Raw genomic sequence first — 25303 nt, 5'->3', positions numbered from 1 at the left:
TAATGAAATTTTATGAAGCGCATGAATACCAAGATAAAGTAAATAAGATCTTTAAAGAATTAGAGTCTGAGTTATCAGCTCTCTTAGAGCATGTTCGAATTATTCATATCGGAGCCTCATCAATTCCTGGAGCTGTTTCCAAAGGTGATCTCGATGTCTTTGTTGGGGTAAATAAGAAATACTTTGAACCAAGTTTGGTAAAAATCAAGAAGCTAGGTTACGTTGAGAAAGAGGGGACTCTAAGAACACCTCAGCTTTGTATGCTTGTTACTGATAAATATAATCATGATGTAGCGATACAATTAGTTGAAAATGGAAGTGAGTTTGAAGACTTTTTAAAGTTTAAAAATTTGCTATCTGAGAATCCTGCTTTGATTGAGCAATATAATGAATTAAAGAGAACTTCTACTCATCTTAATGAAGATGAGTATAGGAGTAGAAAATCCAAATGGGTTAAAAACCTATTGAAGAATAATGATGAGCCAGAAATAGTTTAAGAAATTGGTTTCTCTATTTGATGATCAGTTGGTTGTGGAGTTACCACCATAATCTTTACACCTTCAGGGACTTCAAATCGGTGCCAGGTATTTTCGGGAACAACTGCAAACTCTAACTTATTGAGTTTAATTCTTTTTTCGTGTCCATCTATAAGTAGAATTAAGTTTGCCATTCCATCAACGACCATAACAATTTCATCGCCGTGAGGGTGTCTCTCCCATTCCGAGTTACCGGCATATTGGCCGGCATAGATACCACCATTCCTGTATTCAGACAGTGTACAAAAAGTTTCGTTCATTTCTTCAGGTGGAGTATCTGGTTTTCTATTTGGAAAAAAAATAGTGGAATTTATTTTATCTAAAATTGAAACTTTTTCTGCTTTTGGCACACTGACCTCTATAAAATTCTTTTGGGGTTCTTATTTTAGTTTGATAGTATATTTAATAGGGACGGTTGTCTTTATTAATTTTTTTATGCCTTATTAGGAGTATTCAATATGGAATCAAAAGATACTTACAATTCACTTATAAACTTCTTAATAGGGAAATGGGATAATGTGAGTTTTGAAGTGTCAGATGGAAAGCCGATTAAGACGGAGTCTTATCCGGAGACAATGATTGGTAAAAGTAAGCATGTTATTACTATCACTGCACATGGATATAAAGAAGGTAAAGATCTAACTAGGGATATGAATCTAGAGATTAGTGATGGCCAAATAAAAATGGCCCAAGGAGATTTTTCTGCAGAAGGTAGCGTTGAAGGCAATGTTTATTATTTAAAAGGTAATCACGAAGATGTTGAATTTAGGTTTAGGCTTTATACGATGGGTGATAAATATGTATTCCATAGAGAAACTTGGAAAGATGGAATGGCCCAGCAAGTAGATATGTCCTATCTTATTAGGAAGACTAAAGAAAGAGAAAATTATGGAATTAAGAAAACCTAAGTTATCAGAAGTTGAGCAGCTATTTCAAATCGAGTTGGAAAACTACGGGGCAGACGAATCAACAGAGATAGAAACTTTTCACGCATTAGTAGAGTTTCCTGAGGACTATCCTGGCTATCAACTCATGGCCTTAGTAGATCAAAATATCTTAGGTTTTTACTGCACTATTGAAGAAGATGAATATGTTGAGCTCGTAGATATTGCAGTTAAGAAAGATCATCAAAGTAGAGGACTTGGCTCAAAACTACTGGAACAATGTATCAGTGCGCAAGGTTCAATGACAATGGGGCTGACTGTTAGAGAGGATAATCGTAGTGCGATCGCTCTTTATAAAAAGTTTGGATTTGAACAAGTCGAAGTTGTTGAGGGCTATTACGATGATTGTCATGGACTTAGACTTGAAAGAACGGTTTTATAAGTAGGAAGATTATGAGTAAGAAAGTAAAAGTTTTTATTGCTGAGCAGTATGATCCATATTTTAATCTCGCCACAGAGAATTGGATCTTTAACGATATGGATACTGATTCACACGTCCTCTTTCTTTGGCAAAATGATGAAACTGTCGTTATTGGTAAGCACCAAAATCCATGGACAGAATGTATCACAAGCAAGATGGATGAAGATGGGGTGAAGCTTGCCAGGCGACAAAGTGGTGGCGGGGCCGTTTTCCATGACTTGGGAAATACAAACTTTACTTTCATGTCTTCAAAAGAATCATATGACAAAGATGCAAATAATAAGATCATTACTAATGCCTTAAAAGAGTTTGGAATTGAAGCATATCCTAATGGGAGAAATGATATTGAGGTAAGTACTCAGGAAGGCTCAAGAAAGATCTCTGGCTCGGCCTTCAAAGTGAAAAGAGACCGAAGCTTTCATCACGGAACGCTCCTTATTAATGCAGATCTAAGCAAGCTTGCAAATTACTTAAATCCTAATAAGAAGAAATTAGAGTCAAAGGGGATTAAATCTGCACGCGCTCGTGTGATTAATTTAGTCGAGCTTAATACAGAGATCAATCACGATAGTCTTTCAAAAGCAATCATCGAAGAGTTTTGTCGTTTTTATAAAGCGGACGCCGAAGTTGAAATTCTAAATTACGACTTCTTGAAGTCTGTTCCCAAATTAAATGAATACTACGAAGAATTAAAAGATTGGAATTGGCTCTATGGTAAGACTCCAAAGTTTAATCATCAATTTGATGAAAGATTTAACTGGGGAAGTGTTGAAGTCCATTTAAATTCTAATAAAGGGCGAATTGAAGAGGCCACTATCTTCAGCGACTGCCTACATCCGCCTTTAATTGAGTCGTTTGCTAAAAATTTAAAAGGCATTCCCTATGATGCTAATGCGGTAGAAGAAGCTCTTGTTTCTGTTAAAGAAGATCTACAATCTCATGAAGGTGAGGTGAATGATTTTACTCAGTGGCTTATATCGAATATTCGTTAGGTTTATATTATGCATAGTCCTGAAATTAATAAAATAATTGAAAAGTATAAATTAGAAGCTCACCCGGAAGGTGGGTATTTTAAAGAATCATACCGTAGCCACGACAGCTTTAAGTCACTGCCAGAACCATTTAATGGTGATCGCAATTACTCAACAGCAATTTATTTCTTAATGCCTCAAGGCAAGAAGTCTTCTCTCCATAAGATCGCATCAGATGAAGTTTGGCACTTCTACTTAGGTGGACCAATGACTATTTATCAAATCTCTCCGGACGGTGCCTTGGAAATTATTACTTTGGGACAAGATATCTTAAAGGGAGAGAAACTTCAGCATGTCGTGCCGGCCGGTTACTGGTTTGGAGGACATACAAATAGTGGCTCTGATTATAGTTTTGTTGGCTGTACAGTTGCACCAGGTTTTGATTTTAATGATTTCGTATTGGCCGATAGAACTGAGCTTTCCAAGCTTTTTCCTCAACATATTGAAGTAATTGAAAAGCTTACTTAAAATCTTTATTAGTAGTGAGTATTGATGTGTCTCCATTAAATGAAGTGGAACATTGGGTAGACTTTTTAGTTATTTAAGATTTCAGACAGGACTTGGTTACAGCTTCTTGCAGGTATAAGAAATTCTGAAGCCTTTTCGAGGATGTCTTTTGTTTGATAGCTAATTAGTCCATAGTCAGATTTTAGTTTTTCTATTGTCGTTAATGCTTCTTCGCTATGTTTTGTATTGGATAGTATTCTTTGCATATTATCAGCAATGATAAAAGAAATATCATCTTCAAGTTCTTCGTCTAATCCTATTTCATTCATTTTTTTATAGATGAACATAAATGATTCGAGATCATAGATATTTGCCATTACTTTTTCAGTGAATTGTGAAAAGTAGAAAGGTGAAAACTTTCCAAGATTATTTAATAGGATTACTAATTCTTTCTTTTTTATTTTCCCTGTAGGAAATTTTGATAGGTGGTTTGTAATAAAGTCTTTTTGTAATAGGGTATAAAATGACATCATATGTCTGCCCTTAAGACTACTGTAGACTTTTAAAACTTCTTCATGACTTGATAATTCACTAAGTTTACTTTTGATTTTTTCAATTTCAATATTATCTAGACCTATCTGTTTCGTTCTCTCTGCTGATATCGCTTCGTTTAATCGAATCATTAGCTCTCTTTCATAGTCACTAATCGCTCGTTTACTATTTGTGAAAAAATGATCTGTGAAAAGGACCGGTGAAGAAGGTTGTCTTGCAAGAGTATGCCCTGAAGACCAGTCAAGTAGAAACCATTTACGTTTACTCATTGAGTAGACTAATTGTTCGTTATGGAAATCACCTATTGATTGATAGATAGCACTTTCTTTTGCAAATTCGATTAGTGCATTTTCTACTAGAACTTTTTGGTCGCTTGTTATCGTTTCAATATGATTAAAGTATTCTTTTAAGTCAAAATCATTTTTTATTAAGTCCACAAGAAGATATGAGCTTTTCTCATATTCGTGAATCTTAGGTATTGAAAGGTCTGTTTCATTTAACTCGCTATAACCTTCATAGGAGTAGTTAATGAACTTCTTTCCATCATAGAGTGTATATTGCTTTTCTTCATTTCCATGTGGTAGGCGTAAGGCGAGATTTCTTTGTAATCCTTCATCGTATACATTAAGAATGAGTGTTGTATTTCCACTACCTAAAATCTCTTTGAAGGTTACGACTTTATTCTTTAAGTGAATATTTTCACCGGCCTTAAGATCTCCTGAAAAAATATTCTCTCTATAACTATCATTAAAACTATCATCTGAATTAAAGAGATAGAGGTCTGCTGACCAAGCAGAAAAATTTAGGATGAATATGAGAAAAGTATATTTGAGCATCAACTTAAATGATGCAGTTTATATGCCAGTATATGCCAGTAAAGTTACTTGATTTCAGCGTCTTAGAGCTGGGATGGTGTCTAATTAATTGACATCTGTAGCATAGAAGTTAATTAAATGAAGTAAAGAGCTGTCGTTATCAAAAAAGGGCCAATTTACTTGGCCCTTATATATTCTTAGTAATTTAAAATGAGTGTTTCAACAGGGTCAACACATGACTCAAGAATCGTCATATAAAGGTATTCTTGTTTGTCATTGTCGTATTCAGTAAGTTCTTCGTTATTAAGTCCGTACATTGTACATGAGATATTCACAGAGGCTCTTTGCTTACTTTCAAGTTGGTAGTTTTCAAATTTAAGTGATGAGCTTAGACGAGGAAAGTTTTTAGTTTTTCCTTCTATTGCTTTTAGGAGGTCTGCGTCAAATGTCTCTGCATCATTTTCCCAAGTGTAGGCCTTAAATGAAATTGTACATTGGTCACCACTACAGTTCATACCTTTTGTGTACCAATTGATGTCACCACCACAATATGTATCCATACAAATATCATCCATGTATTCGTTAATTTTATCTGCTTCCTGCTTTGTTAGAAAGTCAGATTGTGCTGATACAGCTGTTGATAGTGATATTAAAAATAATATCGTGAAAAGACTCTTCATCGATTACTCCTTGCGTAATTTGTTTTAGAGTTTAATAACGAAGTATTGATGAAATGATAAGCTAGTAGATAATATTTACTTAGATTGATTTAGAGCTATTTATTTGTAAAGTATTGAAATTTTATGATATATTCTCCGTCCTTATGAATCATTACGAGTATAAAGAATATTCACAAATCTCTGATGAGGTCTTTGAAATCGTTTCTCAAACGAATTCTCAGATCTTTAGTACGCCGTATAGTGTCGACAGAATGTACTCAAAAACAAAGGACTGTACTAAGTTTCTTGCGCAGTTTTACTTTGATGGTAGCCAGCCTATCGCTTTTAAAGTTGGCTATGATTGTGGTGATTACTTCTATAGCTGGGTAGGTGGTGTTGTGCCATTTTACAGAGGTCAAAAATTAGCGACAAAGCTTATGGAAAGACAGCATGAGTGGGCCAAAGGTGAGGGGTTCTCAAAAGTACGTACTCATACAGATGCTCGCTATCCAGAAATGATTGAGCTAAATGAAAAGTTCGGTTTTAAATTAGTTGATACTCGTATGAAAGAAAATCAAATTGAACAACTAATTCTTGAAAAAAACCTTTTTGAATAACCTGAGCTAATTCCTTTTTTTTGATATTATTACCTTTCTTGATATAATATTTTTATCGAATTACGAAAGGAGAAACTATGCACATCGATTTTAGTGCAACGGCACCAGCACAGGAAAATATTGATTTTAGCAAATTTCTTGAAGTCGATATGAGAATCGGTGAAGTCGTTGAAGTTCAAGACTTTCCTGAGGCGAGAAAACCAAGCTATAAATTGAAGATCAATTTTGGTGAAGGTATCGGTGTAAAAAAATCTAGTGCGCAAATCACTGTTCATTATAAGAAAGAAGATCTAATCGGTAAGAAGGTCTTGGCCGTGGTTAATTTTCCTCCAAGGCAAATAGGAAAGTTTATGTCGGAAGTTCTCGTGATGGGATTTTCTGATTCAAATAACGATATTGTTTTGTTTAATCTTGATAGAGATGTACCTAATGGAGCACGCCTTCATTAATTTAAAAGGGGACTAACTGTGAGTGAAATTCATAAGGGTTCTTGTCTATGTGGTAATGTTAAATTTGAAATAGATGGAAGTTTTGATAACTTCTTTCTTTGTCATTGTAAGTATTGTCAAAAAGATACAGGTAGTGCTCATGCTGCCAACCTCTTTGCTAGTAATGTTTCATTTAAATGGATTAGTGGAGAGAGTGAAGTTCAATCTTATCGTCTTCCTGAAACTCGTCATACAAAGTGTTTTTGTAAGACTTGTGGTTCTGCCGTTGCTGGGGTTTATAATGAAGGTCAGATGGTCGTAGTCCCTGCTGGTTCTTTAGATTCTCCTGTTGATATAAAGCCTAATGCACACCTCTTTGTTAAGAGTCGTGCAAATTGGGATCATAAGCTTGAAAATATTACTAAATTTGAAGGTCTACCAAGTTAATAAAATAACTATTTCTAATTTTGCCAGAGTGCTTTTTGAACTCCTATAATAGAGTTCTAATAACAAAGGGATAGTGTATGCGTAGTACGTTGGTACTGTTGGCAATTTTCTTTACGAGTTTTTCGTACGCTTCAAATAACTCTAACAAGAGTATGGATGGACTTCTTTGCGCTGTTGAATCAGCAACTTATTATAAAAGAGTTCTAGAGTCTCAGAATTTAGAAGTTGATAAGTATAGGCATTGTACTGTCTCTTGCATCGTTGGTATCGAGTGTGGAATCAGCTCTTCTGCAATCATAGGTGTCGCAAAAGAAATTTATGATTTATTTGGTGGGGGCCATGCGGAGTGGCGCGACCTTTTGGCCAACATAAACGGACTGCGCTTAAGTCAACAAGTTGATATTCAAAATTTTGAAGATTGCTCTGTTTCCTGTAAGAGTATTTATTAAAAAGGATAAGTAAGGTGAGTAAAGAGATCGTTTCTTTAAAGTGTGAATGTGGCGCAGTTGAAGGCGAGTTAACAATTAATAAAAGTCTGAGTAATCATGTTGTTTGCTGCTGTGATGACTGCCAGACTTATGCACAGTATCTTGGGCGTCGAGACTTACTCGATCAGTATGAAGGCACAGAGCTTTTTCAAACAGCACCAAGCTACGTAAAGATAACGAAAGGTCATGAGCATGTATCATGCCTAAGGTTAACTCCTAAGGGGCTCTATCGTTGGTATGCTGGGTGTTGCAATTTTCCAATGGTAAATACTCTTGATGCTAAAGTTGCATTTCATGGAGTTGTTTGTGCTTTTGTTAGTGATGGAGATAAGACCAAACTAGGTGAGATCCAATCTTATAATATGATGAAATACTCGTCAGTTGAGCGCAAAAGCTGGCCCAAAAAAGGATTTCAGAAGTTTTCTAAAATGGCAGGCTTCATTCTTTTAAAACTCATTTCTATTGGGTCTATCTTAAGATTAACAAGGCCTAACTCATTCTTTGATATGGACTCTGGTTTACCTAAGGTTGGGCCACAAATTCTTTCAAAAGATGAAAGAGCTTATACCAGAAGTAAGATTTCACACCTTGGTAAATAATGAAGTTCAGACAAGTCATAATTTTAATTTTAATTCTGTGTAGTTTTCAAAGATCCTTTGCAAATGAATGTGGAAGTTTTTTATCCGATCTTACTGCTCCTATATGTACTGACGCTAAGTATATCTTCTGGACGGGCACTGGAATTACCTTGGGCCTTCGCCTCTTAAAAGAATATAAGGGAGTTGATGAGATTCAAAAACGTGCGGCCCAGAAAAACCATCTAAAAGAACTTGGAAAGTTTGGTGGTGATATTGGTTATGGTGTTTTAAATGGAGCTTATATTATTGGCCAATACTTCTGGGGAGGGAAACTAGGAAAAGAGCGTGCCTCGCATATGTTACAAGCAACGGCCTATACTGTTGGTACCACTGTTGCTTTAAAAACTGCAGTTGATGAATCGAGACCTGGTTACCCCGATGAAAAGGACTCATTTCCTTCTGGCCATGCCTCTGCTTCTTTTGCCTTTGCATCAGTTGTGACGGCCCAACATGGTTGGGGCTGGGGTTCTGCTGCTCATTTGGCCGCAATTTTTATTTCATTTAGTCGATTAAATGATAGTTGGCATTATCTACATGATGTTACTGCTGGAATGACGATTGGGCTAAGTTACGGTTGGGGGATATACTTTAACCATGTTGAATATAATAAGCCTTACTGGCTAAGTATTCTTCCAACAGCTAAGTTAGATGGCCTAACCCTTAGCTTTTCCCAAAGTTTTTGAAAAAAAAAGGGCACCTGATTAGTGCCCTTTAACTCTTTTATATTTAAAATATTTTAGAAATCTGTAATTCTTGAAACTAGATCAGGGGCATCGATAAATGGGTTTCTATTCCCCTGGATGTCTTCAATTCTGTCATTTCTTAGACGTTCTTCCTCATCAACTGGATCTAATTCATGCCATTGACGTAGAGTTTCTTCCATTTGTGAATTGATTTTACGATCATAGCGAACGGCAAAGTAGAACATCGCTCTTGCAACATTTCCTTTGTGGTAAGTTGGAGGCTCGTATGTATTTCCATCAAACTTAGAAGCTGGGCAGTAGTCTAGTCTTGAGTTTTTAGCGTCTACTTTTCCAAAATTATAATTCCCACGAGTGCTATTTGCTCTATTTTGAGAAGGGTATAGGTGGTGAAGGTCACCAACTTGGTATTTTGATAGGCCACCACGATCAAATTTTGATTGTGGCCAAGTGTGTTCGCAGTTTACAACTTCATGGTTAGGAATTCTTCCTTTACCAATCTTTCCAATGCGAGGAGTTGAGTTTGTGTAAACCTCGTCACAGTATACATCGCGAATATAAGCTCCATTACCGTTGTCTCTTTCAAGGTGAAGAGTTCCGAATAGGTGCTTTCTTGCAGTTTTATAAGAGTTTCTTGTGTGTCCCTTAGTTGTTAGTCTTTCAAGGTCATAGCGAACGCCTACAGAAGTATTTGAGCTTGCTAGGATTGCCTTAGCTTTCTCGAGGTTGGCCGATGAGTATGCGCAAAGGCAAAGTGCGGATACAATTAGAAGTTTAAACATTCAATTCTCCAAGTGTTCATTTTTGTGTGTGTAAAAATGTTATAGTTTATGAGTATTAAATTGTCTAATAATTAAAATTAGTCGTGGCTAATGCATGGAACTGCTCACGTAATATTGATGAGTTTGCTTTGCATCATGAAAAACTCTTATTCCAGTGATCGAATCTATTCATTTTTTTTATTAAATTGAGTTAACTAAAGTCTCCTTATCCAAAATGATTTGGATTTGCTTAAGGAGAGTATTATGAAAAAGTTAATTTTAGGTCTTGCTGTTGTATTGAGTTTTTCTAAAGCGGTATATGCTGAAGCAGTCATAATTCCACAAAATGATGTGACTTTATACGTTGGTTCTTTTTCGAATATGGAAGCTGAATTAAAAGAAAAGATCTTTGAAGCGGCGATTAAAAAGTGTGGAGATTTAGAAAATGCACGTATTGGCAGAACTGATATTCAATTAACTATTGGCAATGTTTACAAAATTTCACTTCAAGGAAAAGAGGACCTTATTGAAGGCTCTTACCCTCGAGTTAGTGCGGTTACAGATATTACTTGTTACAAGTAAAGATTAGTTAATTATTGTGCTAGTTAGCACGTAAGAATCTTAAGTTAAGTTTGCAGCAAACAACGACGATTTGTTTGCTGTGAAACTTGGCCTGTCAAAAATCTCATTAACAATTTTAATCTTAGGAATATCATTCCTCTCTCTTCTCTATTATCAAAGAGAGCAATTTCTAAGAGACAAGTATGAAGAAGAATTTAAAAGTAGTGCTCAAGAGATAATTTCGTCAATTCAGGCAAATCGAGTGGTACGTGGTGAGGCCTTACTCGCAATCTCACACTTCTTTGCTTCATCTTTAAATGTCAATCAGTGGGAGTTTAATAATTTTACAAAAACGACTTTAAAGAAGCTTAATATCTCGGCCATTTGTTATAGTGGTGAAAATGGAACACTTTATGAAACACTACAGTCTAGAGGAAAGACCTGTGGTAAGTTTGGTAAAAATAATAAGGTCATCTTTGATACTGCAACATCAGATATTATCTTACAAGAATTTGTAAGCTCTGTTGATGGAACAAAGGGGAGGGCCTATATGATCTTTTCGTTCTCCTCTTTATTACCTGAAAGTGTAAAAAGTGAAGCTAATTCAAATTATCGAGTTAATCTTGATGTTGGTTATGGAGGTGGTGATAAGAGTTATAATTTCTATCGACATGAGGAACCATTTGCTACTGATGGAAATACAAATTACTACCTGACTGTATCTGGGCCAAGAACTCTATCAACTCTTACGATCTCTTTTGATTATATTGTTAACCTCGCACTTTTCTTATTCATCATAGTCTTAACGGTTTATATCATCGAAACAGGTAGAAGAAGAGAATACCTCATTTCTAAAAAAGTAAAAAGACAAGAAGAGGCGATAAAAAAGCAGTATGAAGAATTGGGAAGGCAAAAGAAGCTTGTTAGTCAAAATGAAAGATTGGCCTCAATTGGAATATTAGCGGCCGGTATTGGTCATGAAATAAATAATCCTCTAACAATAATTCTCGGCCATTTAAAGTCTCTTAAGAAAAGAATGGGGGAGAAAAATACTGAGGAGCTTCTAGAGAAGATTGAAAAGTCCGAAACTGCAGCACAACGAATAGAAAAGATTGTATCAGGACTTAGAAAGTTTTCAAGACAGGCCCAAGATGAAGAGCCTACGGACTTCAGTGTGGTCAGTGTTTTTGAAGATACTGTGTCAATGCTCAAAGATTTCTATGATAAGGACAATATTCATTTAAGTCTCTATATGAATGTAAGTGAAAAGGCACTGATCAAAGGTGAAAGAGGAAAATTTCAGCAGGTTCTAATCAATCTTATTTCTAATGCTAGAGATGCGGTAGAAGGTAAGGATAATGGAAAAGTAAATGTTATTGTTAAAGAAAACAATGAACGAATAACATTTAAGATTGAAGACAATGGGCACGGCATTAGCGAAGAAGATCGAGGTCGAGTTTTTGATTTATTCTATACGACTAAGGATATAGGTAAGGGGACGGGGATGGGACTCTCTATTGCCCATGGTTTTATAAAGGATGAATTTAACGGAAGGATGACGTTGAAGAGTGTTGTTGGGATAGGGACTGTATTTAAAGTCTCCCTGCCAATACATTATGGACAAGAGGTATCATCTTCACAGGAGAATAATGTGGTTAGCTTGAGTGATTTTAAGATGAAATTTCGTGCAATAGTTGTTGATGATGAAGAAGGTATTAGAGATCTTCTCGAAGAGATATTGCAAGATATTGGTGTCACGGTTTCCTTAGCAGAAAATGGCAAGGTTGCATATGATATGTACGTTGCAAGTCCTGAAAGTTATGACCTCATTATTACTGATATGAAGATGCCAGTTATGAATGGCCCTAAGTTAATAAAGAGTATTAGAAGTAATAAATTAATTGATCAGCCACGAATTCTTATTACTACAGGTTGTGTAAATTTAAATCTCGAAGGCGAAGATAGGGAAGCCTCAACTATGGTTGATGGATTTTTATATAAGCCTTTTACAGAAGAAGATATCGTACAAGAAATTTCTAAGGCCATGCGAGGAGTCGCTGAAAAGAAAGTTGCATAAAATTAAGGTCTCATTAGCAAAGTGTTATGTTTTTGTTAAGTATGTTAAGTTTTGAATAAGTAATTGCCGGGCCCTTTCGCCCCATATAGAAGTGGATTACAATAGAATAGTAAAACGAATGAATCGTTTACACAGTTTAAGAAAATTAGGAGTGTAGGATGAAGCGTTTATTTATTCTTGCTATTTTCTTAACTTCGCCACTTTCTTTTGCAGCTAATGAGAGAAGAATTAATAGTTCTGAAAATTACAATGCGCCAAAGAGTAAAGTGAATGAATTAAGCAATTATGCAAATGGAAAAAAAAGTCATCAGAGAAAGAATTACAAGAGAAGTTTTGATGACATCCAGGATTACCGAGAGGTACTTCAGTCAGAAACAAGAGAACGTTAAAAAAAAGGCTACTTAGAGTAGCCTTCTTTATTACATTAGTGAAAGTTCGAAACTTACTACATCACATCTTTCATCAATCACTGTATCCAGTTTGAATGCACCTGAATAAGTATTGAAATAGGCAGAGTAAAGATCTAGGCCTTCTGCATTTACCCCTACAAACGAAATATTTGTTTGATATTCGTTATAAACTTCATCATAAGATACTGCTAACTCTTGAGCTAGAATATCCATTGATTGAAGCTCTACTTCAAGACGACATGATGCATATGTGCTTGATAGTGCAATAACAGAAACTAATGCTAGTTTAATTAGTGATTTCATAAGGACTCCTCAAAGTGATTTTAAGGAGCTTATATGAATTTTGTTTTAATCGGTCAATTAGCATTGATCGTATATGAAAAAATTAATGCAATCTTGATAAACTTAGGGAGCTTGCATAATACTCTTAACTTGCGATTGGATATTTTTAAATTGTTTTGAATTGAAATCAATATTTTGAGCTGCACTATCAACACTTAGGTCTACATTACCATTTGCTACTTGTTGAGAAGCTAGCTTTCTGCCCAGCTCACTTAATTGACTCCATTCTTGATCTGGCATGGCCGCAAGCTTTGATTTGGCCTGCTCTGCTTCGTGCTTACCAATGATTCCTCTTGCAACCATTTGGTCAATCATTGAAACGGTCGTATTTCGATCAATTTGCTCAGCGAAGACAAAGGTGGATAGTTTAAGTGATAAAGTAACGATAAATAGCCTTAAATAGTTCATATTGGGCCCTCTTTAAAATTATGCAGAAATTATAAATGAGAATTAGATTTGACTAAAAACTAACGAAATTTTAGTACTTTATATGTGTGAGTCTTGCTAAAGTAGACTAATAATTGACAACTAATCTTGGAGGTTAAAATGAAGTTTCTCCACACAATGGTTCGTGTAAGTAACCTAGATGAAAGTATGGACTTCTATTGTAATAAACTTGGACTCAAAGAAGTTCATCGTATTGAAAGCGAAGCTGGGAAATTCTCTCTTGTGTACTTAAGTGCACCAGAAGATGAAGAGAAAGCATTAAAAGAACAAGCTCCACTTATTGAGCTAACTTATAACTGGCCTGATGAAAATGGCAATACTGAAAAGCTACCTGTAAGTAGTCGTAACTGGGGACATCTAGCATTTCGTGTTGATGATATTTATGAGACGTGCCAAAAGCTCATGGATCAAGGTGTGACTATTAATCGTCCGCCAAGAGATGGTTATATGGCCTTTTTAAAATCACCTGATGATATCTCTATTGAGTTACTTCAAAAAGGTGAGCCTCTTTCTCCAGCTGCTCCTTGGAAGGATATGGAAAATACAGGTACTTGGTAAAATTCATAATAATAGACGCTGCTATATTTCTAACCTAGAATAGAAATATGGCAGCAGAAATTACTAATGATAGTCGTAATCTAAAGTATTATTTTTCTTTTATCGTTTTAGGTGTCCTTACGGGGATAGCTTCTTCTTTCTTTTTACATCTATTAAAACTAGTAACAACCCTTAGATTCAAATATAGTTATCTTATTTATTTTCTACCAATTGCGATGGTTGCAGTTAACCTCTGCTATAAGAAATGGTCTCCGATTAGTGAGAAGGGAAATAATCTTATTATTGATGAAGTCCATCATCCTAAAAGAGATATTCCACTTATCATGATTCCTCTAATTTTATTCTCGACTTTAATTTCACACCTATTTGGTGCAAGTGTCGGGCGAGAGGGAAGTGCTGTTCAAATGGGGGGAGCAATTGGAAATTATTTAGCAAAATTTTTCAACCACTCAAAAAGAAAGAGGGCCGTTCTCTTAATGGCAGGATGTGGTGCCGGTTTCGGTTCTGCTATAGGAGCTCCTTTTGCTGGAGCTATCTTTGGCATTGAAGCAATTTACTTAAACGCTAGGATAAAAATATCGACTTTTCTTGAATGCCTAATCGCTTCTTATATAGGTTTTTACACGACCCATTTACTCTATGCTCCTCATTCGACATATATTCAAATAACTCAACTAGAGTTTTCATGGAAGCTCGTTCTTTATGCCCTTATTGCAGGGGCCGGCTTTGGCCTAGTTGCAAGACTATTTGTTTTAGTTGTCGAGAAGTCAAAAGATAAAATGAAGTCATTTGGTAGGCCCCTAATGATAACACTATTGGGTAGTGTTGTTTTGCTGGCCATCTACTATGTACTGAATGACTTTTACAAACAACGCTATACAGGGCTAGGTATTGAAGTCATCCAACAGGCTTTAACTGAGATCGTTTCGATTAAAGACTTTATTCTAAAATTTATTCTCACTGCAATATCTCTTGTTTCTGGAATCAAAGGGGGAGAGTTCACTCCACTTGTTTATATTGGAACAACAATGGGGTCTTGGTTGTCCTCGATTGTTTCAATCAACCCTAACTTTCTTGCGGCCCTTGGTTTTTGTGTTGTCTTTGGTAGTGCTTCTAATACACCCCTTGCATGTATTGCCATGGGGGCAGAAATCTTTGGATTTGAGTTACTGCCTTATCTTTCTATTGCGATGATTATCGGACAAATCGTTTCGGGTAAAGAGACAATTTATTCAGCACAGATTGTTAAGAAATTTAAATAGTTGACCAAAAAACTTTTCTAACTAAATCTGGCAAGTTAATTTTTTTTCTTCACAGAGTGTTTTTTTAATTTCTATAATAACTTGTTTATATTTATTTATGTACTTTCAGGGAGGAAAGAGATGAGAAAATCAACGCTAATGATTGCTCTTTTTGCTGCAATCTTTTCAATTCAATCTTATTCATGTGATATTCACGGAAAAACAGGAATCATGCCAGAAAATGATCTATACCGTGGTGTTGATGCACTAACAGGTAATGGAATGACTGAAGAGTTATTCAATATCATTATTGATCGTGCAAACGAAGTTTATGCACCAGTTGTTGAAACTGAGGGTGCTACTCTTAAGTTTCACCGTAAATGGGAAGATGGAACAGTAAATGCTTACGCTAACCAAGGTGGAGGAGTTTGGAATGTTCACATGTTTGGTGGTCTTGCTCGTCACGAGCTAGTAACACCAGATGGATTTGCACTTGTTGTATGTCACGAACTAGGTCACCACCTAGCAGGTGCTCCAAAGATCAAAAGATTTTGGATTCCATCATGGGCATCAAACGAAGGTCAATCTGATTACTGGGCATCACTTAAGTGTTTCAGAAGAATCTTCCAAGATGATGACAACGCACGTATCGTTTCAAAAATGGATATCGATCCAGAAGTTGAGTCAAAGTGTAACGCTGTATGGTCTGATTCAAATGAAAATGCTCTATGTAAGAGAATGGCACAAGCTGCAAAAGGTCTAGCGACTCTTCTTAACTCAGGTCGTTCAGTATCTTTTACAACTCCAGATATGTCTGTTGTTAGAAAAACTGATGATAAGCACCCAGCTGGTCAGTGTCGTCTAGATACTTACTTCCAAGGTGCACTATGTGACAAAGACCTAAATGATGACGTATCTAAAACAGATGCTCTTGCAGGTACTTGTAACAGAGTAGATAGCTACGAAACAGGTATTAGACCACTATGTTGGTATAAGCCAAAAAATATGTAATTAAATTAAATTATCGATAAAAGAAAGGCAGGTTTTAAACCTGCCTTTTTTATTTCTATTGATTGATGACGTCTTGAATTGCTTCGATCTTTCCATCGATTTGATAATGGTTATCGAGCCCTAAAAGTCTTAGAACGAGAGGGAAGATGTGAATATTCTCTTTTGAATCAGCTATATAATTCTTCTTAAAGTCAGGTCCCTGAGCATAGAAAATTCCATGCATATCCATATCGCTGAACTGGTCCCAACCATGAGTTGCCTTTGGATAACTAAAGTCTGAGGCGGCAATCCACCAGCCTGACTTGGCGATACACGCAATTGATCCAACACGAATATTATGTCTAAAGTTAAGGTTTTTTGGAGTATTATCTTTGTTATAACATTTAAAGTTTTGGGCCTTAGCATTTAGTGCCACAATATCTTTTTCAACATCTCGACCCTTGGCCTTTAGATAGAATTGAGTAATTGGGCCAGCGCCATAAATTCGGTAATCCTCTTTTAATTGCATGAGATCATCATCTTTTAAGATAATTTCTTTCTTCTTCTCATCGACATTCTTCATTCCATGATCAGAGACAATGATAATATTTAAATTTGGCGCAAGCTTAGTTGCTTGAGTGATAAACTTCTCTAATGTCGCGTCTACTTTTGCAATGGCCTCTTTAACTTCCTTTGACTCTGTCCCATGATGATGGCCTGCTGAGTCTACATCAGGAAAGTAGAGAGTCATAAAGTATGGCCTTTCTTTTGGAGGCAGCTTTAGCCAGTCTAAAACTTGGTCGACACGATCCTTGTGTGGCATTGAGTGAATATAGTCATACCAATATGAAGGTCTGATACCTAATATATCAGCTTCTGATCCTGGCCAGAATAATGTTGCAGTCTTTAGTCCTTGCTCTTCTGCTGCCACCCAAATAGTAGGAGAGAGGTAGAAGTTCTTATTTCTAACGGCCTTACGATCCTTTAGTGAGTAGCTCTTTTCAAGGTCAGGTGCATAGAAGTGATTTGCCACAATTCCATGATTCATTGGATAGCGGCCCGTCGCAATTGATAGGTGATTTGGAAATGTTTTTGTAGGGTATGAAGGAATAAGGCTCTTTAACTGAGTTCCTTCATTTGAAAATTGTGATAAGAATTTTGGTTGATACTTCTTTGTGTAATCGTAGCGATAGCCATCTAAGGAGATCAGAAGAACTGGATTGATATTTTGTAGTTCTTCAACAGAAACACTGTTCTGACTTGATTGCTCAATATGATAGCTATTCTTGTATGTCGAACTGTTCTTTGTACAGGCCGTGTACGAGAATAGCGTTATTAATGCTAATGGAACGAGTATCTTTTTCATTGGTTAATCCCTTGTAAATCAATATTTACTTAAATTGTAAGGGATTAACCGTGTTCTTGTATATTAGGAATTAATAACAGTTATAATCATCAAAATCGATATCTGAAAATCTAAATTTTAATGTTCTAATATGCTCAAGAGGAATGTCGTATTCTTGACGAAAAAGACCATCTAAATCTTTCGTAAAAATAATTCCTTCTTCAACTCTGTATTCAACTGCTTCAATTGTCATAACGTTTATCTCCTTCTTCATGGAGAAATTTTAAGACAATTAACTAAAGGTGAACAAGTAAAGATTTTCTTAAGAAAAGCTCTAAAGCCCCGTTTCTTAAGGTTATCTTAAGGTTTGTTAACGGTTAAAAAGTGGGTGAGTTCCTACACCCGTATATTCACTAGTGATGTAGATACAGGCCACAATAAATGATGTTACGATTACAGTTGATAGTAGGAGTGTAACATTTTCTGACATTCCTTTCTCTTCTAAATAATTTACGAGTTTGGCCTGTCCCCAGATACCAAAAACGATCGTGATAAGAAAGAGAATACCTGTCGAGACAAGTGTTAGGACAATATTTGAAATTTCTGTATAGTCACTATCAGGTGCAACATTGGCCGTTGTGTTCTTAGTGATTTTACCATTTGGTAGAATGAGTGGCCCTCCGGATGTTTTAGCATCCAGAGAGACGTTTCTTTTTACTGAGTCTGTTGGTAGATAAAAGCGAGAGAAGGCCGGCTTATCATTTGATTGATAGGCTTCAATCGTAAACTTAATGATTACTTCTTCACCAACAACCAGGCCACCATCAAAGTTCTTACTCCAGTTGATGCCGAAGTCAAAGCGATTGATTTTAAAGCTACCTTCAAAATAGATCCCATCTTTATTTGTCCAAGGATCTGTACGCTTACCTAAGTATTTAAAGCTAACAGGCACAGTCTTTGTTTTATCTTTAACTGTAAGAGCGATTTTCGCATCAGCTTTATTATCTTTTAAAGTAATAGCTTCAGTACTTTTAAATTTAATAATTGGGAAATTATCTGCATTAAAGAATTCGTTCTTCTTTAAATGTTGGTCTCTCTTTTTATCAAAAGTGTTGATACTTTTAACGATAATCTCACCTTGCAGGTCAGTGATCTTATTTTCATCTTTCTTAAAGTAGATCGTGTAGTCATCAAACTGGCCTTCAACGTCAGTTAATGCCATATACTTGATGCTAAATTTAAGCTTAGAATGCTCTTTATTTACAATATAAGATGAGCCAAAAGTATTAAGGGAAATTATTAGTGCAAAAAAAAGGTGCCCAATAAGGCACCCTTTATAATTATTTAACAAATTTTTCATTATAGTCTTCTACTCCGAGGTTAATAACTTTCATTGCAGTTTCTGCATTATATGTTTCTGTGATTTCAACTTTAGCTTCACCTTCTTTTACAGGGATCTCCTTGTAAGTTAAGAAGTAGTGCTTAAGTTCTGCTAGTATCGGCGCTGGAACTTGGTCGATATCTGTGATGTGACCAAACATTGCATCATCTTTTAGAACAGCAATAATTTTGTCATCAATTTCACCACCATCAAGCATTCTGAATCCACCAACAGGAATACAGTTTACTAGGATATCTCCTTGCACAATATTCTTCTCAGCAAGTACACAAATATCGATTGGATCAAGATCACCAACGATTCCTGTACGTCCTGTCTCTTCTTGAGCAAAGTTTGCAGACTTTTCATCTGAGTATGTTCGTGGGATTAGTCCATATAGTTGTGGAATAATATTTGAGAACTTCTGTGGGCGATCGACCATTAGGTAACCGCTTTCTTTATGAACTTCATATTTCACACGGTCATTTGGAGTAATTTCGATATAAGCATTAAGAACTTTCTTATCTTCATCGTCCCAAGTCTTGATACCATGCCATGGATTTGGCCTAAACATTTTTCCATATTTCTCTAAGAAATCATTAAGTTCTGAGTTAGTCATTATTAATCCTTTTTGTGAATATTTTGGCAATAACTTAGCACAAAGAGGCTCGTCTAGGAAGTTTTATCAGGACCAATAAAATAGTGGCGAGAATCTATTTTGAGAAGAAGCGAATGATCTCTGCAAATGCACTCTTAGGTCCACTGGCACGTTTATTTAGGTTGTTTTTGTTGAGTTCGCTAATGGCGTGAGCGCTATGGGTTGTTGCGTTAAGGATGCCAATTTTTGCCTCGATATCATCGAGGATTTTCTTTAAAAAGACTTCTTCTTTTGGATCAAGTTCATCTGATCGAAAGAGAACGTTGGCCAAGTGGTGAAGTTGGCTTAGATGAGCAGGGTAATTTACTTTATGAATAAACTCATCAGGGCGATGTCTTTGTACAAGGTCTTCATTTAATAACGCTCTATCGTGTTCTTCAAGCTTTGCATTGATGATGAAGTCTTGGATAAGAGTTCTTTCCTGCTCTGAAACAATATTGTCGAGGTGTGTCAGAGAAACAAGTGTTCTCCACATATTTAGGAAACTTTCGTATTTCTTTTCATCGCTTAAGCTATTCATTGAATTATCTTAGCACAGTAGCAAAATCAGGTGTTTAAGTATGATACTCTTTGCCTAGTGAACGAGAGACTATAAAGAAGGTATAATTTTAGGGACGGGCGGTAGTGTAAATTTATGAAAGTCGAAGATTACTCAAAGAAAATTACTCAAATGAATCAAGAGCAGCGTAAGCAGCTCAATCACATTCGTGAAGGCTACCAGTCCAATTTACAAAATATTCAAGATAAGAATGCTCATAAGATTGATAATATCAAGCATGAGCACGCTAAAAAACAGCAGGCCCTAATTGAAGATAATCAAGAAAAGCTTGATGAGGCCGCAAAAAAGGCCAAGCTTGCAATGGCCAAGTCAAAAGAATTCTTTCGTGAAAAGAATGAGCAGATTAGAGACGACTTCCACAAAACTTCAACAGATCAAAAATCAAAATTCGATGAGAAGCTTGCCAACCTAAAACAGGCCTATGCAGATACGATCGAGCAAAGAGATACGACTTATCAAAGTAATCTCGAATCACAAAATAAAAGATCACAAGAACGCATTGATCTTAATCAAGACCGCTTTCAGGACACTATCAAACAGCTAAGTGAGCACACGACAGAATCAAGTCAGAAATTAAATGCCGACTTCGCCGCCCGCGAAAAAGCACAAGTGAGAAGAAATCGTGATCAGTTAAATGAACTTAAGTCGCAATTTTCTCTTGAGAATCGTGATCTAAAAAATGCTGCGGATAAGAATCTTAGAAAGGTTGTTGATGAAGGCAAGAGGCGTGAGGACTTTCTAGTCGCTTCAAAAAAGAATGCTTTGGAAGAGGCAAATCAGTCTTATCTTCGCCAGATTAATGAGAAGCAGGCAGGTGTTGATCAAATTTCTCGTGATCTTCACATGAAGACTCAAAAGTCACTACAAGATCAAAGACTGAATCACGAAAAGGAAGTGTCAGACCTTCTAAGAGATCAAATCAGTTCTAGAGAAGACATTAAAGGTGATCACGACCTTGATATTGCGCGCTTTAAAAGCTCTCAGTCGATGAATCAAATGGAGCAACGAGGTGTAGAAGATAAATTTCAACAAAAGATCGATCGCCTAAAGCAGCTTAACTCAGAAATCATTAAAGACTTTGAAAATAAACTTGTTGAAAAAGATAATACAGTTACGAAAAGAGTTAAGGATCAGTCTCACGAACAACAGGCCCGCATGGCCGAGTTTAAGAATGAAACAAGAGCAAAAGCTGATGCTATTCAAGCTCGTTCTCAAAGACAGCACGAAATAAAAAAGTCCCAATATAATAGAAATATCACTCATGAAAAGAAGGTTGCTGAAGATAATGTTGTTCAAAAAGAAAATCAATTTCGTGAGCTAATGGATAACCAAAGGGACCACTTTAGAGATAATTTGATTCGTACAGAAGAAAAAAATCTTGAAACAGTTAAGTCTCTTCAAGACTCTTTTAGAGAAGAAAAAGAAGAGATAAATGCTCGCAACCACGAGATGTATGCAGAGACTCTTAAGTCGCATCGTCAAGAAATGGATAAGAAGATTTCTGATATTCAAGCTTCTTATGAAGGAAAGTTTCAATTACAAGAAGAGCAGTTAAAAAAGTCTATCGCTGATGCAGAAGAAAAGCTCTATATGTTAAGGACTTCTTCTAAAAGGAAACAGCAATCTGAAAGTGAGTTCTTTCAAGAACAGTCTCGTATGCAAAGAACTGAAATGAAAGAAAACCTCGACCATATTAAGGATCAGTATGAGAAGAGGTTTCAGGCGCTTCGTGATGACTTCAATACACGTTTAAAAATGGTTAAAAGAGAAAATGAAGTTAAATCATCTCGCATGACTCATAATCATAATCTTGAAAAGCAGAAGATGACAGCTGATCACAATACAGATATGAGAAGAAAACTTAATCTTGCTCAAAAGAAACTAGAGAGACAAATGAGCGACTCTCAAAGACTTAGAGATCAACTTGTTTCAAGCTATGAAGAGAAGATTAAGAATTTAAAAAAACAATATGAATTGAAACAAATTGAAGAGTATAAGCAAAGTTAATGAAAATAGTTGTCCAACGAGTCTCAAGTTCCAATGTAAAAGTTAATAATGAAGTAGTTGCTCAGATTGAGAGAGGACTTCATTTACTTGTTTGTATTGAACATGAAGACAGTCAGCAAACACTCAAGAAAGCAGCAGATAAGATTTTGGCCTTAAGAATATTTGCAGATGAGCAAGGACGTATGAATCGATCTGTTGTTGATATTCAGGGAAGCATCCTTGCTGTTTCACAATTTACACTTTCGTGGAATGGTAAAAAGGGGAATCGCCCAAGCTTTGATGGAAGTGCAAAGCCAGAAGTTGCAAACAAGATGTTTACTCAATTCGTTGAGATACTACAAAGCACTGTCCCTGTAGAGAAGGGAGTATTTGGAGAAAGCATGGCCGTCGAAATACATAACGACGGGCCAGTAACTTTTCATATTGAATTCTAATTAAGCTGTAACTTTAGACTTAGATCCTTCTTTTTCTCTTTTTTCCATTCTAACTGCTGTTTTCCAAATTCCAGCAAAGATAAAGGCAAAGATCACAAAGAAAGTCATAACGTGAAGAACTTCAATCGTTAGAGAAGATGCAATGTATGCTGTATCTCTAACTGGCTCTAGCATTTCACCTTTAGGAACAATAGACGTCTCGTAAACTTTAGTGTTTTCCATGGGGTCTCCGTTTAAGTAGTCGATATTGCGTCAATATTAAACAATTTTAGAAAATTGTCCAGTTTTAACTTACTACAAATATGAAATAGAAAACATGTTCTTTATCAGTTTTTTGTTTAGTCTCGAAATAAGTATAAATTTCACATCACTTATGCAAGTATGGACAATCTAAATTTTGTGTTTTAAATACAATTTATTTTATTTTTCGTCATATGGAGGGGATATGAGATTTTTCACAATTGCCTTATTACTAGGGCTATTAGTTGGTTGTAAAACTGAATTTAAAGGAACACTTTCTGTTGATTCAGCAGTGGAGCTTAAGTCAAAAGACGATAGTATTTCACTTGTTAAAGGTGACTACAATGCAAAGCTAAAGTTTATTGGAAAGCGAAAGCTTAAGATTAATGTTGCTGGTGAAAAGCTAACTGTTAAGTTTGATGAGAAGTTTAAGCTTCCAAGAAACGGAGAGTTTACACTTGATAAGGCCGATACAACTCTAAATTATGACCTTCATGGAACGATCACAACAGATATCGAACGTGGGCCAATTCGCCACCGTGATGAGTTCTGTGAAATCACAATTCCAGAAGTTATTTGTAGCAGAAGAAGAGGTCAGTGTACGACAGTTTATCGTCGCTACCCAGGACGTCGTTTTGTAGAGTACCGTGATGATATCATCTCTAAGGTTTTCAAAATTGATGTTGCAGATGCAGGTCAAACTTACTCGACTTTTGATGCAACTTCTAGAGACTATGACCGCGTTTACCTTTATCAAGGTCGCTGTGGTTTCTAATTAATCCAAATTGAAATGAATAAAAAGGCCCTCTCTTAGAGGGCCTTTTTTATGCAATACCTTTGTTAATATCATCAATTTGTTCATTGAGTGTCCAGAAGTCATAAAGGACACCAAAGAGGAAGAAGCCACCTGTTAGAAGGTAGAGTAGCCCCATCACAATCTTTCCTTGATAGAATTTGTGAAAGCCAAAGACTCCTAGGAAAGTTAGAAGAATCCAAGCAATATTATAATCAAGAACACCTTCATAGTAGCGATTATCACATTCTTCATCCATTGCAGGTATAAGAAAAAGATCAACTAGCCAGCCAATCCCTAGCAGGCCTAGTGTGAGCATCCAGATCGTACCTGATATTGGTTTCCCATAATAGAAGCGGTGTGCACCCATAAAGCCAAAGAGCCATAATAAGTAGCCCATGACCTTGCTATGAGAGTTATTTGGGAGAATACCTTGTTGCTGATTCATTACTTATACTCCTTTAGACCCCATGGAGGTGCTTGGCGATCACTTAGTAGCAGCTCAAACGCATCCTCGATCTTTTCAAAGATTTCTTTGGCCTCAAAAAAATCTTCTAGCTCTTCCATTTGCTCTTCTTCATCAAGAGATAGTGGAATTCCCGTAATAAAATAATTTAGCTCGGCACCTTGGTACTTAGCATTTATCGTCAATGTATGAAATTTCATTTCATCATTTTGGTACTTGGTAAGCTTCGGGCCAGACAGAAATAAATGGTATTTATCATTGGTATCAGGGCCAATTTCCGTAGTGAAAAAATACTCAATATCGTTAAATTCGCAAGAGAACTTCATATTTTGCTCGTTGGTTTATTAGATTTAAATTTAAGTTACACTATTATTATACTAGACTTGGAGATATATGTGAAAGTTGATTATTTAAAGAACTCAAATGGAGAAAACGTGAGCGAAGAAAATAACTCGAAAGAGAGGAAAGAGCCTCGTCGCATTCTAGTATCAAGTGATAAAAAAACTCTTAATCTTACAGATAAGGATATCTTAATTGTGGCCTCAAAACTTAAGAAATATATTAAGGATAAGCATAACCTTAATACATCGGCCAATGTGATGGAGATTCTTTCTGATATCGTCCGTGTAAAGTGTGACTCTGCAGCAGAACGCGCTAAACAAGATGGACGAAAGACTCTACAAAGCAAAGATTTCTAGCGAATGAGTAAATTAGAAGAGATCGCTAGTAGAGTAGAGCTCTATTCTTCCGAGACAAAGTCATCAGTCACTTTATTTGGTGGAAGTTTTCATCCATTTCATGATGGCCATCTCGAGTGCCTTAATCAGTGCAGTGAATATGAAAACAATATTATTATCGTCCTAGACTACAGTCCCTGGAAGTCTAATGAACAGGAAGACCCATACGGTGAGTACTTAAAGATTAAAGAGGCAACAGGGGCCCGTTTTCCTATTTATACAGGCTTTTGGGCACAGAAGCTAAGAAGACCTACGTATGAATGGCTACAAGAGGTGAGATACCCTGAGGTGAATTGGTTAATGGGTGATGATACCTTCGGCTCATTTCTTAAATGGTTTGAGGTTGAAAAGGTTTGCCAGCTTCTGACAAAAATCTATGTTGTCCCTCGTGATGAGAAAATGGATGAGTATAGAGAAGTGGAAGCGAAGATTAAAGAATTTAATCCAAAGCTTGAGGTGATTTATCTAAGGCCTCATGACTTTCAAGAGCTTAGTTCGACACAAATAAGATCAAATAAATAAGTAAAAAAAAAGGGCTTCAAAAATGAAGCCCTTATATATAGTCCTAATTTGGT

36 protein-coding genes are annotated in these 25303 nt (G+C 36.1%); 22 read left to right on the top strand and 14 right to left on the bottom strand.

What is annotated here, in order from left to right; genetic code table 11:
* Positions 1 to 2 precede the first annotated feature (2 nt).
* On the top strand, positions 3 to 497 hold the full coding sequence (locus ACRXC1_RS10160; protein WP_392909375.1) for a GrpB family protein: 495 nt from the start codon (positions 3 to 5) through the stop codon (positions 495 to 497).
* Here the strand turns inward: ACRXC1_RS10160 and ACRXC1_RS10155 are convergent.
* The gene (locus ACRXC1_RS10155; RefSeq protein WP_433658508.1) at positions 494 to 886 is read right to left on the bottom strand and encodes a cupin domain-containing protein; all 393 of its coding nucleotides are present in this window, start codon (positions 884 to 886) and stop codon (positions 494 to 496) included. The genes ACRXC1_RS10160 and ACRXC1_RS10155 overlap by 4 nt on opposite strands.
* A 108-nt stretch (positions 887 to 994) precedes the next feature.
* On the opposite strand from ACRXC1_RS10155, the gene ACRXC1_RS10150 reads away from it, so the two are divergent.
* The 4 genes from ACRXC1_RS10150 to ACRXC1_RS10135 are packed head-to-tail and all read left to right on the top strand — an operon-like array spanning position 995 to position 3400.
* Positions 995 to 1444, top strand: coding sequence for a hypothetical protein (locus tag ACRXC1_RS10150; RefSeq protein WP_433658506.1), 450 nt, complete (start codon positions 995 to 997; stop codon positions 1442 to 1444).
* Positions 1425 to 1862 carry a GNAT family N-acetyltransferase gene (locus tag ACRXC1_RS10145; protein WP_433658504.1) on the top strand — a complete coding sequence of 146 codons (438 nt, stop codon included), beginning with the start codon at positions 1425 to 1427 and terminating at the stop codon, positions 1860 to 1862. Before ACRXC1_RS10150 ends, ACRXC1_RS10145 begins: the two co-directional genes overlap by 20 nt.
* A gap of 11 nt (positions 1863 to 1873) precedes the next feature.
* Positions 1874 to 2893: a lipoate--protein ligase gene (locus ACRXC1_RS10140; protein WP_433658502.1), complete on the top strand. Its 1020-nt coding sequence runs from the start codon at positions 1874 to 1876 to the stop codon at positions 2891 to 2893.
* A gap of 9 nt (positions 2894 to 2902) precedes the next feature.
* A complete protein-coding gene (locus tag ACRXC1_RS10135; RefSeq protein WP_433658500.1) occupies positions 2903 to 3400 on the top strand; it encodes a cupin domain-containing protein in 498 nt (165 codons plus the stop codon).
* A 65-nt stretch (positions 3401 to 3465) separates the two neighbouring features.
* Here ACRXC1_RS10135 and ACRXC1_RS10130 read toward each other — a convergent pair whose 3' ends face one another.
* Both ACRXC1_RS10130 and ACRXC1_RS10125 read right to left on the bottom strand, forming a co-directional pair.
* The gene (locus tag ACRXC1_RS10130; RefSeq protein WP_433658498.1) at positions 3466 to 4767 is read right to left on the bottom strand and encodes a hypothetical protein; all 1302 of its coding nucleotides are present in this window, start codon (positions 4765 to 4767) and stop codon (positions 3466 to 3468) included.
* Between the two features lie 176 nt (positions 4768 to 4943).
* Positions 4944 to 5426, bottom strand: coding sequence for a hypothetical protein (locus tag ACRXC1_RS10125; RefSeq protein WP_433658496.1), 483 nt, complete (start codon positions 5424 to 5426; stop codon positions 4944 to 4946).
* A 143-nt stretch (positions 5427 to 5569) separates the two neighbouring features.
* Between ACRXC1_RS10125 and ACRXC1_RS10120 the strand changes: the two genes are divergently transcribed.
* The 6 genes from ACRXC1_RS10120 to ACRXC1_RS10095 all read left to right on the top strand — a co-directional run bounded on the left by ACRXC1_RS10120 (position 5570) and on the right by ACRXC1_RS10095 (position 8706).
* Positions 5570 to 6022: a GNAT family N-acetyltransferase gene (locus tag ACRXC1_RS10120; RefSeq protein ID WP_433658494.1), complete on the top strand. Its 453-nt coding sequence runs from the start codon at positions 5570 to 5572 to the stop codon at positions 6020 to 6022.
* 77 nt (positions 6023 to 6099) lie between these two features.
* Positions 6100 to 6471, top strand: coding sequence for a tRNA-binding protein (locus ACRXC1_RS10115; protein ID WP_433658492.1), 372 nt, complete (start codon positions 6100 to 6102; stop codon positions 6469 to 6471).
* A gap of 18 nt (positions 6472 to 6489) precedes the next feature.
* Complete coding sequence (locus tag ACRXC1_RS10110; protein ID WP_433658490.1) at positions 6490 to 6897, top strand: GFA family protein; 408 nt, start codon at positions 6490 to 6492, stop codon at positions 6895 to 6897.
* A 77-nt stretch (positions 6898 to 6974) separates the two neighbouring features.
* Entirely contained in the window at positions 6975 to 7346 is a 372-nt protein-coding gene (locus ACRXC1_RS10105) for a hypothetical protein (RefSeq protein ID WP_433658488.1), read from the top strand.
* Positions 7347 to 7360: 14 nt separating this feature from the next.
* Positions 7361 to 7984, top strand: coding sequence for a DUF6151 family protein (locus tag ACRXC1_RS10100; RefSeq protein ID WP_433658486.1), 624 nt, complete (start codon positions 7361 to 7363; stop codon positions 7982 to 7984).
* Entirely contained in the window at positions 7984 to 8706 is a 723-nt protein-coding gene (locus ACRXC1_RS10095) for a phosphatase PAP2 family protein (protein WP_392909401.1), read from the top strand. The genes ACRXC1_RS10100 and ACRXC1_RS10095 overlap by 1 nt, the downstream gene beginning before the upstream one ends.
* Before the next feature lie 53 nt (positions 8707 to 8759).
* Here ACRXC1_RS10095 and ACRXC1_RS10090 read toward each other — a convergent pair whose 3' ends face one another.
* The gene (locus ACRXC1_RS10090; RefSeq protein WP_433658483.1) at positions 8760 to 9506 is read right to left on the bottom strand and encodes an endonuclease I family protein; all 747 of its coding nucleotides are present in this window, start codon (positions 9504 to 9506) and stop codon (positions 8760 to 8762) included.
* A gap of 243 nt (positions 9507 to 9749) precedes the next feature.
* Here ACRXC1_RS10090 and ACRXC1_RS10085 point away from each other — a divergent pair, with 243 nt between their 5' ends.
* From ACRXC1_RS10085 to ACRXC1_RS10075, 3 genes are all read left to right on the top strand, one after another.
* The gene (locus tag ACRXC1_RS10085) at positions 9750 to 10067 is read left to right on the top strand and encodes a hypothetical protein (protein ID WP_433658481.1); all 318 of its coding nucleotides are present in this window, start codon (positions 9750 to 9752) and stop codon (positions 10065 to 10067) included.
* Between the two features lie 79 nt (positions 10068 to 10146).
* Positions 10147 to 12123, top strand: coding sequence for a hybrid sensor histidine kinase/response regulator (locus ACRXC1_RS10080; protein ID WP_433658479.1), 1977 nt, complete (start codon positions 10147 to 10149; stop codon positions 12121 to 12123).
* Positions 12124 to 12281: 158 nt separating this feature from the next.
* Positions 12282 to 12512, top strand: coding sequence for a hypothetical protein (locus ACRXC1_RS10075; RefSeq protein ID WP_392909409.1), 231 nt, complete (start codon positions 12282 to 12284; stop codon positions 12510 to 12512).
* A 30-nt stretch (positions 12513 to 12542) separates the two neighbouring features.
* Here the strand turns inward: ACRXC1_RS10075 and ACRXC1_RS10070 are convergent, their stop codons facing one another.
* Together ACRXC1_RS10070 and ACRXC1_RS10065 are read right to left on the bottom strand one after the other, a co-directional pair.
* Complete coding sequence (locus ACRXC1_RS10070) at positions 12543 to 12836, bottom strand: hypothetical protein (protein ID WP_433658477.1); 294 nt, start codon at positions 12834 to 12836, stop codon at positions 12543 to 12545.
* 102 nt (positions 12837 to 12938) lie between these two features.
* The gene (locus ACRXC1_RS10065) at positions 12939 to 13283 is read right to left on the bottom strand and encodes a hypothetical protein (protein ID WP_433658475.1); all 345 of its coding nucleotides are present in this window, start codon (positions 13281 to 13283) and stop codon (positions 12939 to 12941) included.
* 138 nt (positions 13284 to 13421) lie between these two features.
* Between ACRXC1_RS10065 and ACRXC1_RS10060 the strand changes: the two genes are divergently transcribed.
* The 3 genes from ACRXC1_RS10060 (at position 13422) to ACRXC1_RS10050 (ending at position 16132) form a co-directional block, all read left to right on the top strand.
* Positions 13422 to 13880, top strand: a complete 459-nt coding sequence (locus ACRXC1_RS10060; RefSeq protein ID WP_433658473.1) for a VOC family protein — start codon at positions 13422 to 13424, stop codon at positions 13878 to 13880.
* A 47-nt stretch (positions 13881 to 13927) separates the two neighbouring features.
* The gene (locus ACRXC1_RS10055) at positions 13928 to 15142 is read left to right on the top strand and encodes a chloride channel protein (protein WP_433658471.1); all 1215 of its coding nucleotides are present in this window, start codon (positions 13928 to 13930) and stop codon (positions 15140 to 15142) included.
* Positions 15143 to 15262: 120 nt separating this feature from the next.
* The gene (locus ACRXC1_RS10050; protein ID WP_433658469.1) at positions 15263 to 16132 is read left to right on the top strand and encodes a hypothetical protein; all 870 of its coding nucleotides are present in this window, start codon (positions 15263 to 15265) and stop codon (positions 16130 to 16132) included.
* 55 nt (positions 16133 to 16187) lie between these two features.
* On the opposite strand, the gene ACRXC1_RS10045 is transcribed toward ACRXC1_RS10050, so the two are convergent.
* The 5 genes from ACRXC1_RS10045 to ACRXC1_RS10025 form a co-directional block, all read right to left on the bottom strand.
* Entirely contained in the window at positions 16188 to 17477 is a 1290-nt protein-coding gene (locus tag ACRXC1_RS10045) for an ectonucleotide pyrophosphatase/phosphodiesterase (RefSeq protein WP_433658467.1), read from the bottom strand.
* A gap of 70 nt (positions 17478 to 17547) precedes the next feature.
* On the bottom strand, positions 17548 to 17730 hold the full coding sequence (locus ACRXC1_RS10040) for a hypothetical protein (protein ID WP_392860017.1): 183 nt from the start codon (positions 17728 to 17730) through the stop codon (positions 17548 to 17550).
* A 96-nt stretch (positions 17731 to 17826) separates the two neighbouring features.
* Positions 17827 to 18816: a YceI family protein gene (locus ACRXC1_RS10035; protein ID WP_433658464.1), complete on the bottom strand. Its 990-nt coding sequence runs from the start codon at positions 18814 to 18816 to the stop codon at positions 17827 to 17829.
* The gene (locus tag ACRXC1_RS10030) at positions 18797 to 19453 is read right to left on the bottom strand and encodes an inorganic pyrophosphatase (RefSeq protein WP_433658462.1); all 657 of its coding nucleotides are present in this window, start codon (positions 19451 to 19453) and stop codon (positions 18797 to 18799) included. Before ACRXC1_RS10030 ends, ACRXC1_RS10035 begins: the two co-directional genes overlap by 20 nt.
* 94 nt (positions 19454 to 19547) lie before the next feature.
* Entirely contained in the window at positions 19548 to 20012 is a 465-nt protein-coding gene (locus ACRXC1_RS10025) for a hypothetical protein (RefSeq protein ID WP_433658460.1), read from the bottom strand.
* Positions 20013 to 20126: 114 nt separating this feature from the next.
* Between ACRXC1_RS10025 and ACRXC1_RS10020 the strand changes: the two genes are divergently transcribed.
* Together ACRXC1_RS10020 and dtd are read left to right on the top strand one after the other, a co-directional pair.
* Complete coding sequence (locus ACRXC1_RS10020; protein WP_433658458.1) at positions 20127 to 22058, top strand: hypothetical protein; 1932 nt, start codon at positions 20127 to 20129, stop codon at positions 22056 to 22058.
* Positions 22058 to 22492 (top strand): D-aminoacyl-tRNA deacylase, encoded by a 435-nt coding sequence (gene dtd / locus ACRXC1_RS10015; protein WP_433658456.1) that lies wholly within the window; start codon positions 22058 to 22060, stop codon positions 22490 to 22492. Before ACRXC1_RS10020 ends, dtd begins: the two co-directional genes overlap by 1 nt.
* On the opposite strand, the gene ACRXC1_RS10010 is transcribed toward dtd, so the two are convergent.
* The gene (locus tag ACRXC1_RS10010; RefSeq protein ID WP_103219125.1) at positions 22493 to 22714 is read right to left on the bottom strand and encodes a hypothetical protein; all 222 of its coding nucleotides are present in this window, start codon (positions 22712 to 22714) and stop codon (positions 22493 to 22495) included.
* A gap of 223 nt (positions 22715 to 22937) precedes the next feature.
* On the opposite strand from ACRXC1_RS10010, the gene ACRXC1_RS10005 reads away from it, so the two are divergent.
* On the top strand, positions 22938 to 23507 hold the full coding sequence (locus tag ACRXC1_RS10005) for a hypothetical protein (RefSeq protein ID WP_433658454.1): 570 nt from the start codon (positions 22938 to 22940) through the stop codon (positions 23505 to 23507).
* Between the two features lie 49 nt (positions 23508 to 23556).
* Here ACRXC1_RS10005 and ACRXC1_RS10000 read toward each other — a convergent pair whose 3' ends face one another.
* Positions 23557 to 23973 (bottom strand): NINE protein, encoded by a 417-nt coding sequence (locus tag ACRXC1_RS10000; RefSeq protein ID WP_433658452.1) that lies wholly within the window; start codon positions 23971 to 23973, stop codon positions 23557 to 23559.
* Entirely contained in the window at positions 23973 to 24317 is a 345-nt protein-coding gene (locus ACRXC1_RS09995) for a hypothetical protein (protein ID WP_433658450.1), read from the bottom strand. Before ACRXC1_RS09995 ends, ACRXC1_RS10000 begins: the two co-directional genes overlap by 1 nt.
* A 69-nt stretch (positions 24318 to 24386) precedes the next feature.
* Here ACRXC1_RS09995 and ACRXC1_RS09990 point away from each other — a divergent pair, with 69 nt between their 5' ends.
* Positions 24387 to 24689: a hypothetical protein gene (locus ACRXC1_RS09990; RefSeq protein WP_392860029.1), complete on the top strand. Its 303-nt coding sequence runs from the start codon at positions 24387 to 24389 to the stop codon at positions 24687 to 24689.
* 3 nt (positions 24690 to 24692) lie between these two features.
* Positions 24693 to 25250 (top strand): hypothetical protein, encoded by a 558-nt coding sequence (locus ACRXC1_RS09985; protein ID WP_433658448.1) that lies wholly within the window; start codon positions 24693 to 24695, stop codon positions 25248 to 25250.
* Positions 25251 to 25303: the final 53 nt, after the last annotated feature.

It is taken from the genome of Halobacteriovorax sp. GFR8 (genome assembly GCF_050955245.1).
Taxonomy (GTDB): Bacteria; Bdellovibrionota; Bacteriovoracia; order Bacteriovoracales; family Bacteriovoracaceae; genus Halobacteriovorax_A.
The sequence above is the reverse complement of the archived record's forward strand: the minus strand, read 5'-3'. Positions and strand labels throughout refer to the sequence as shown.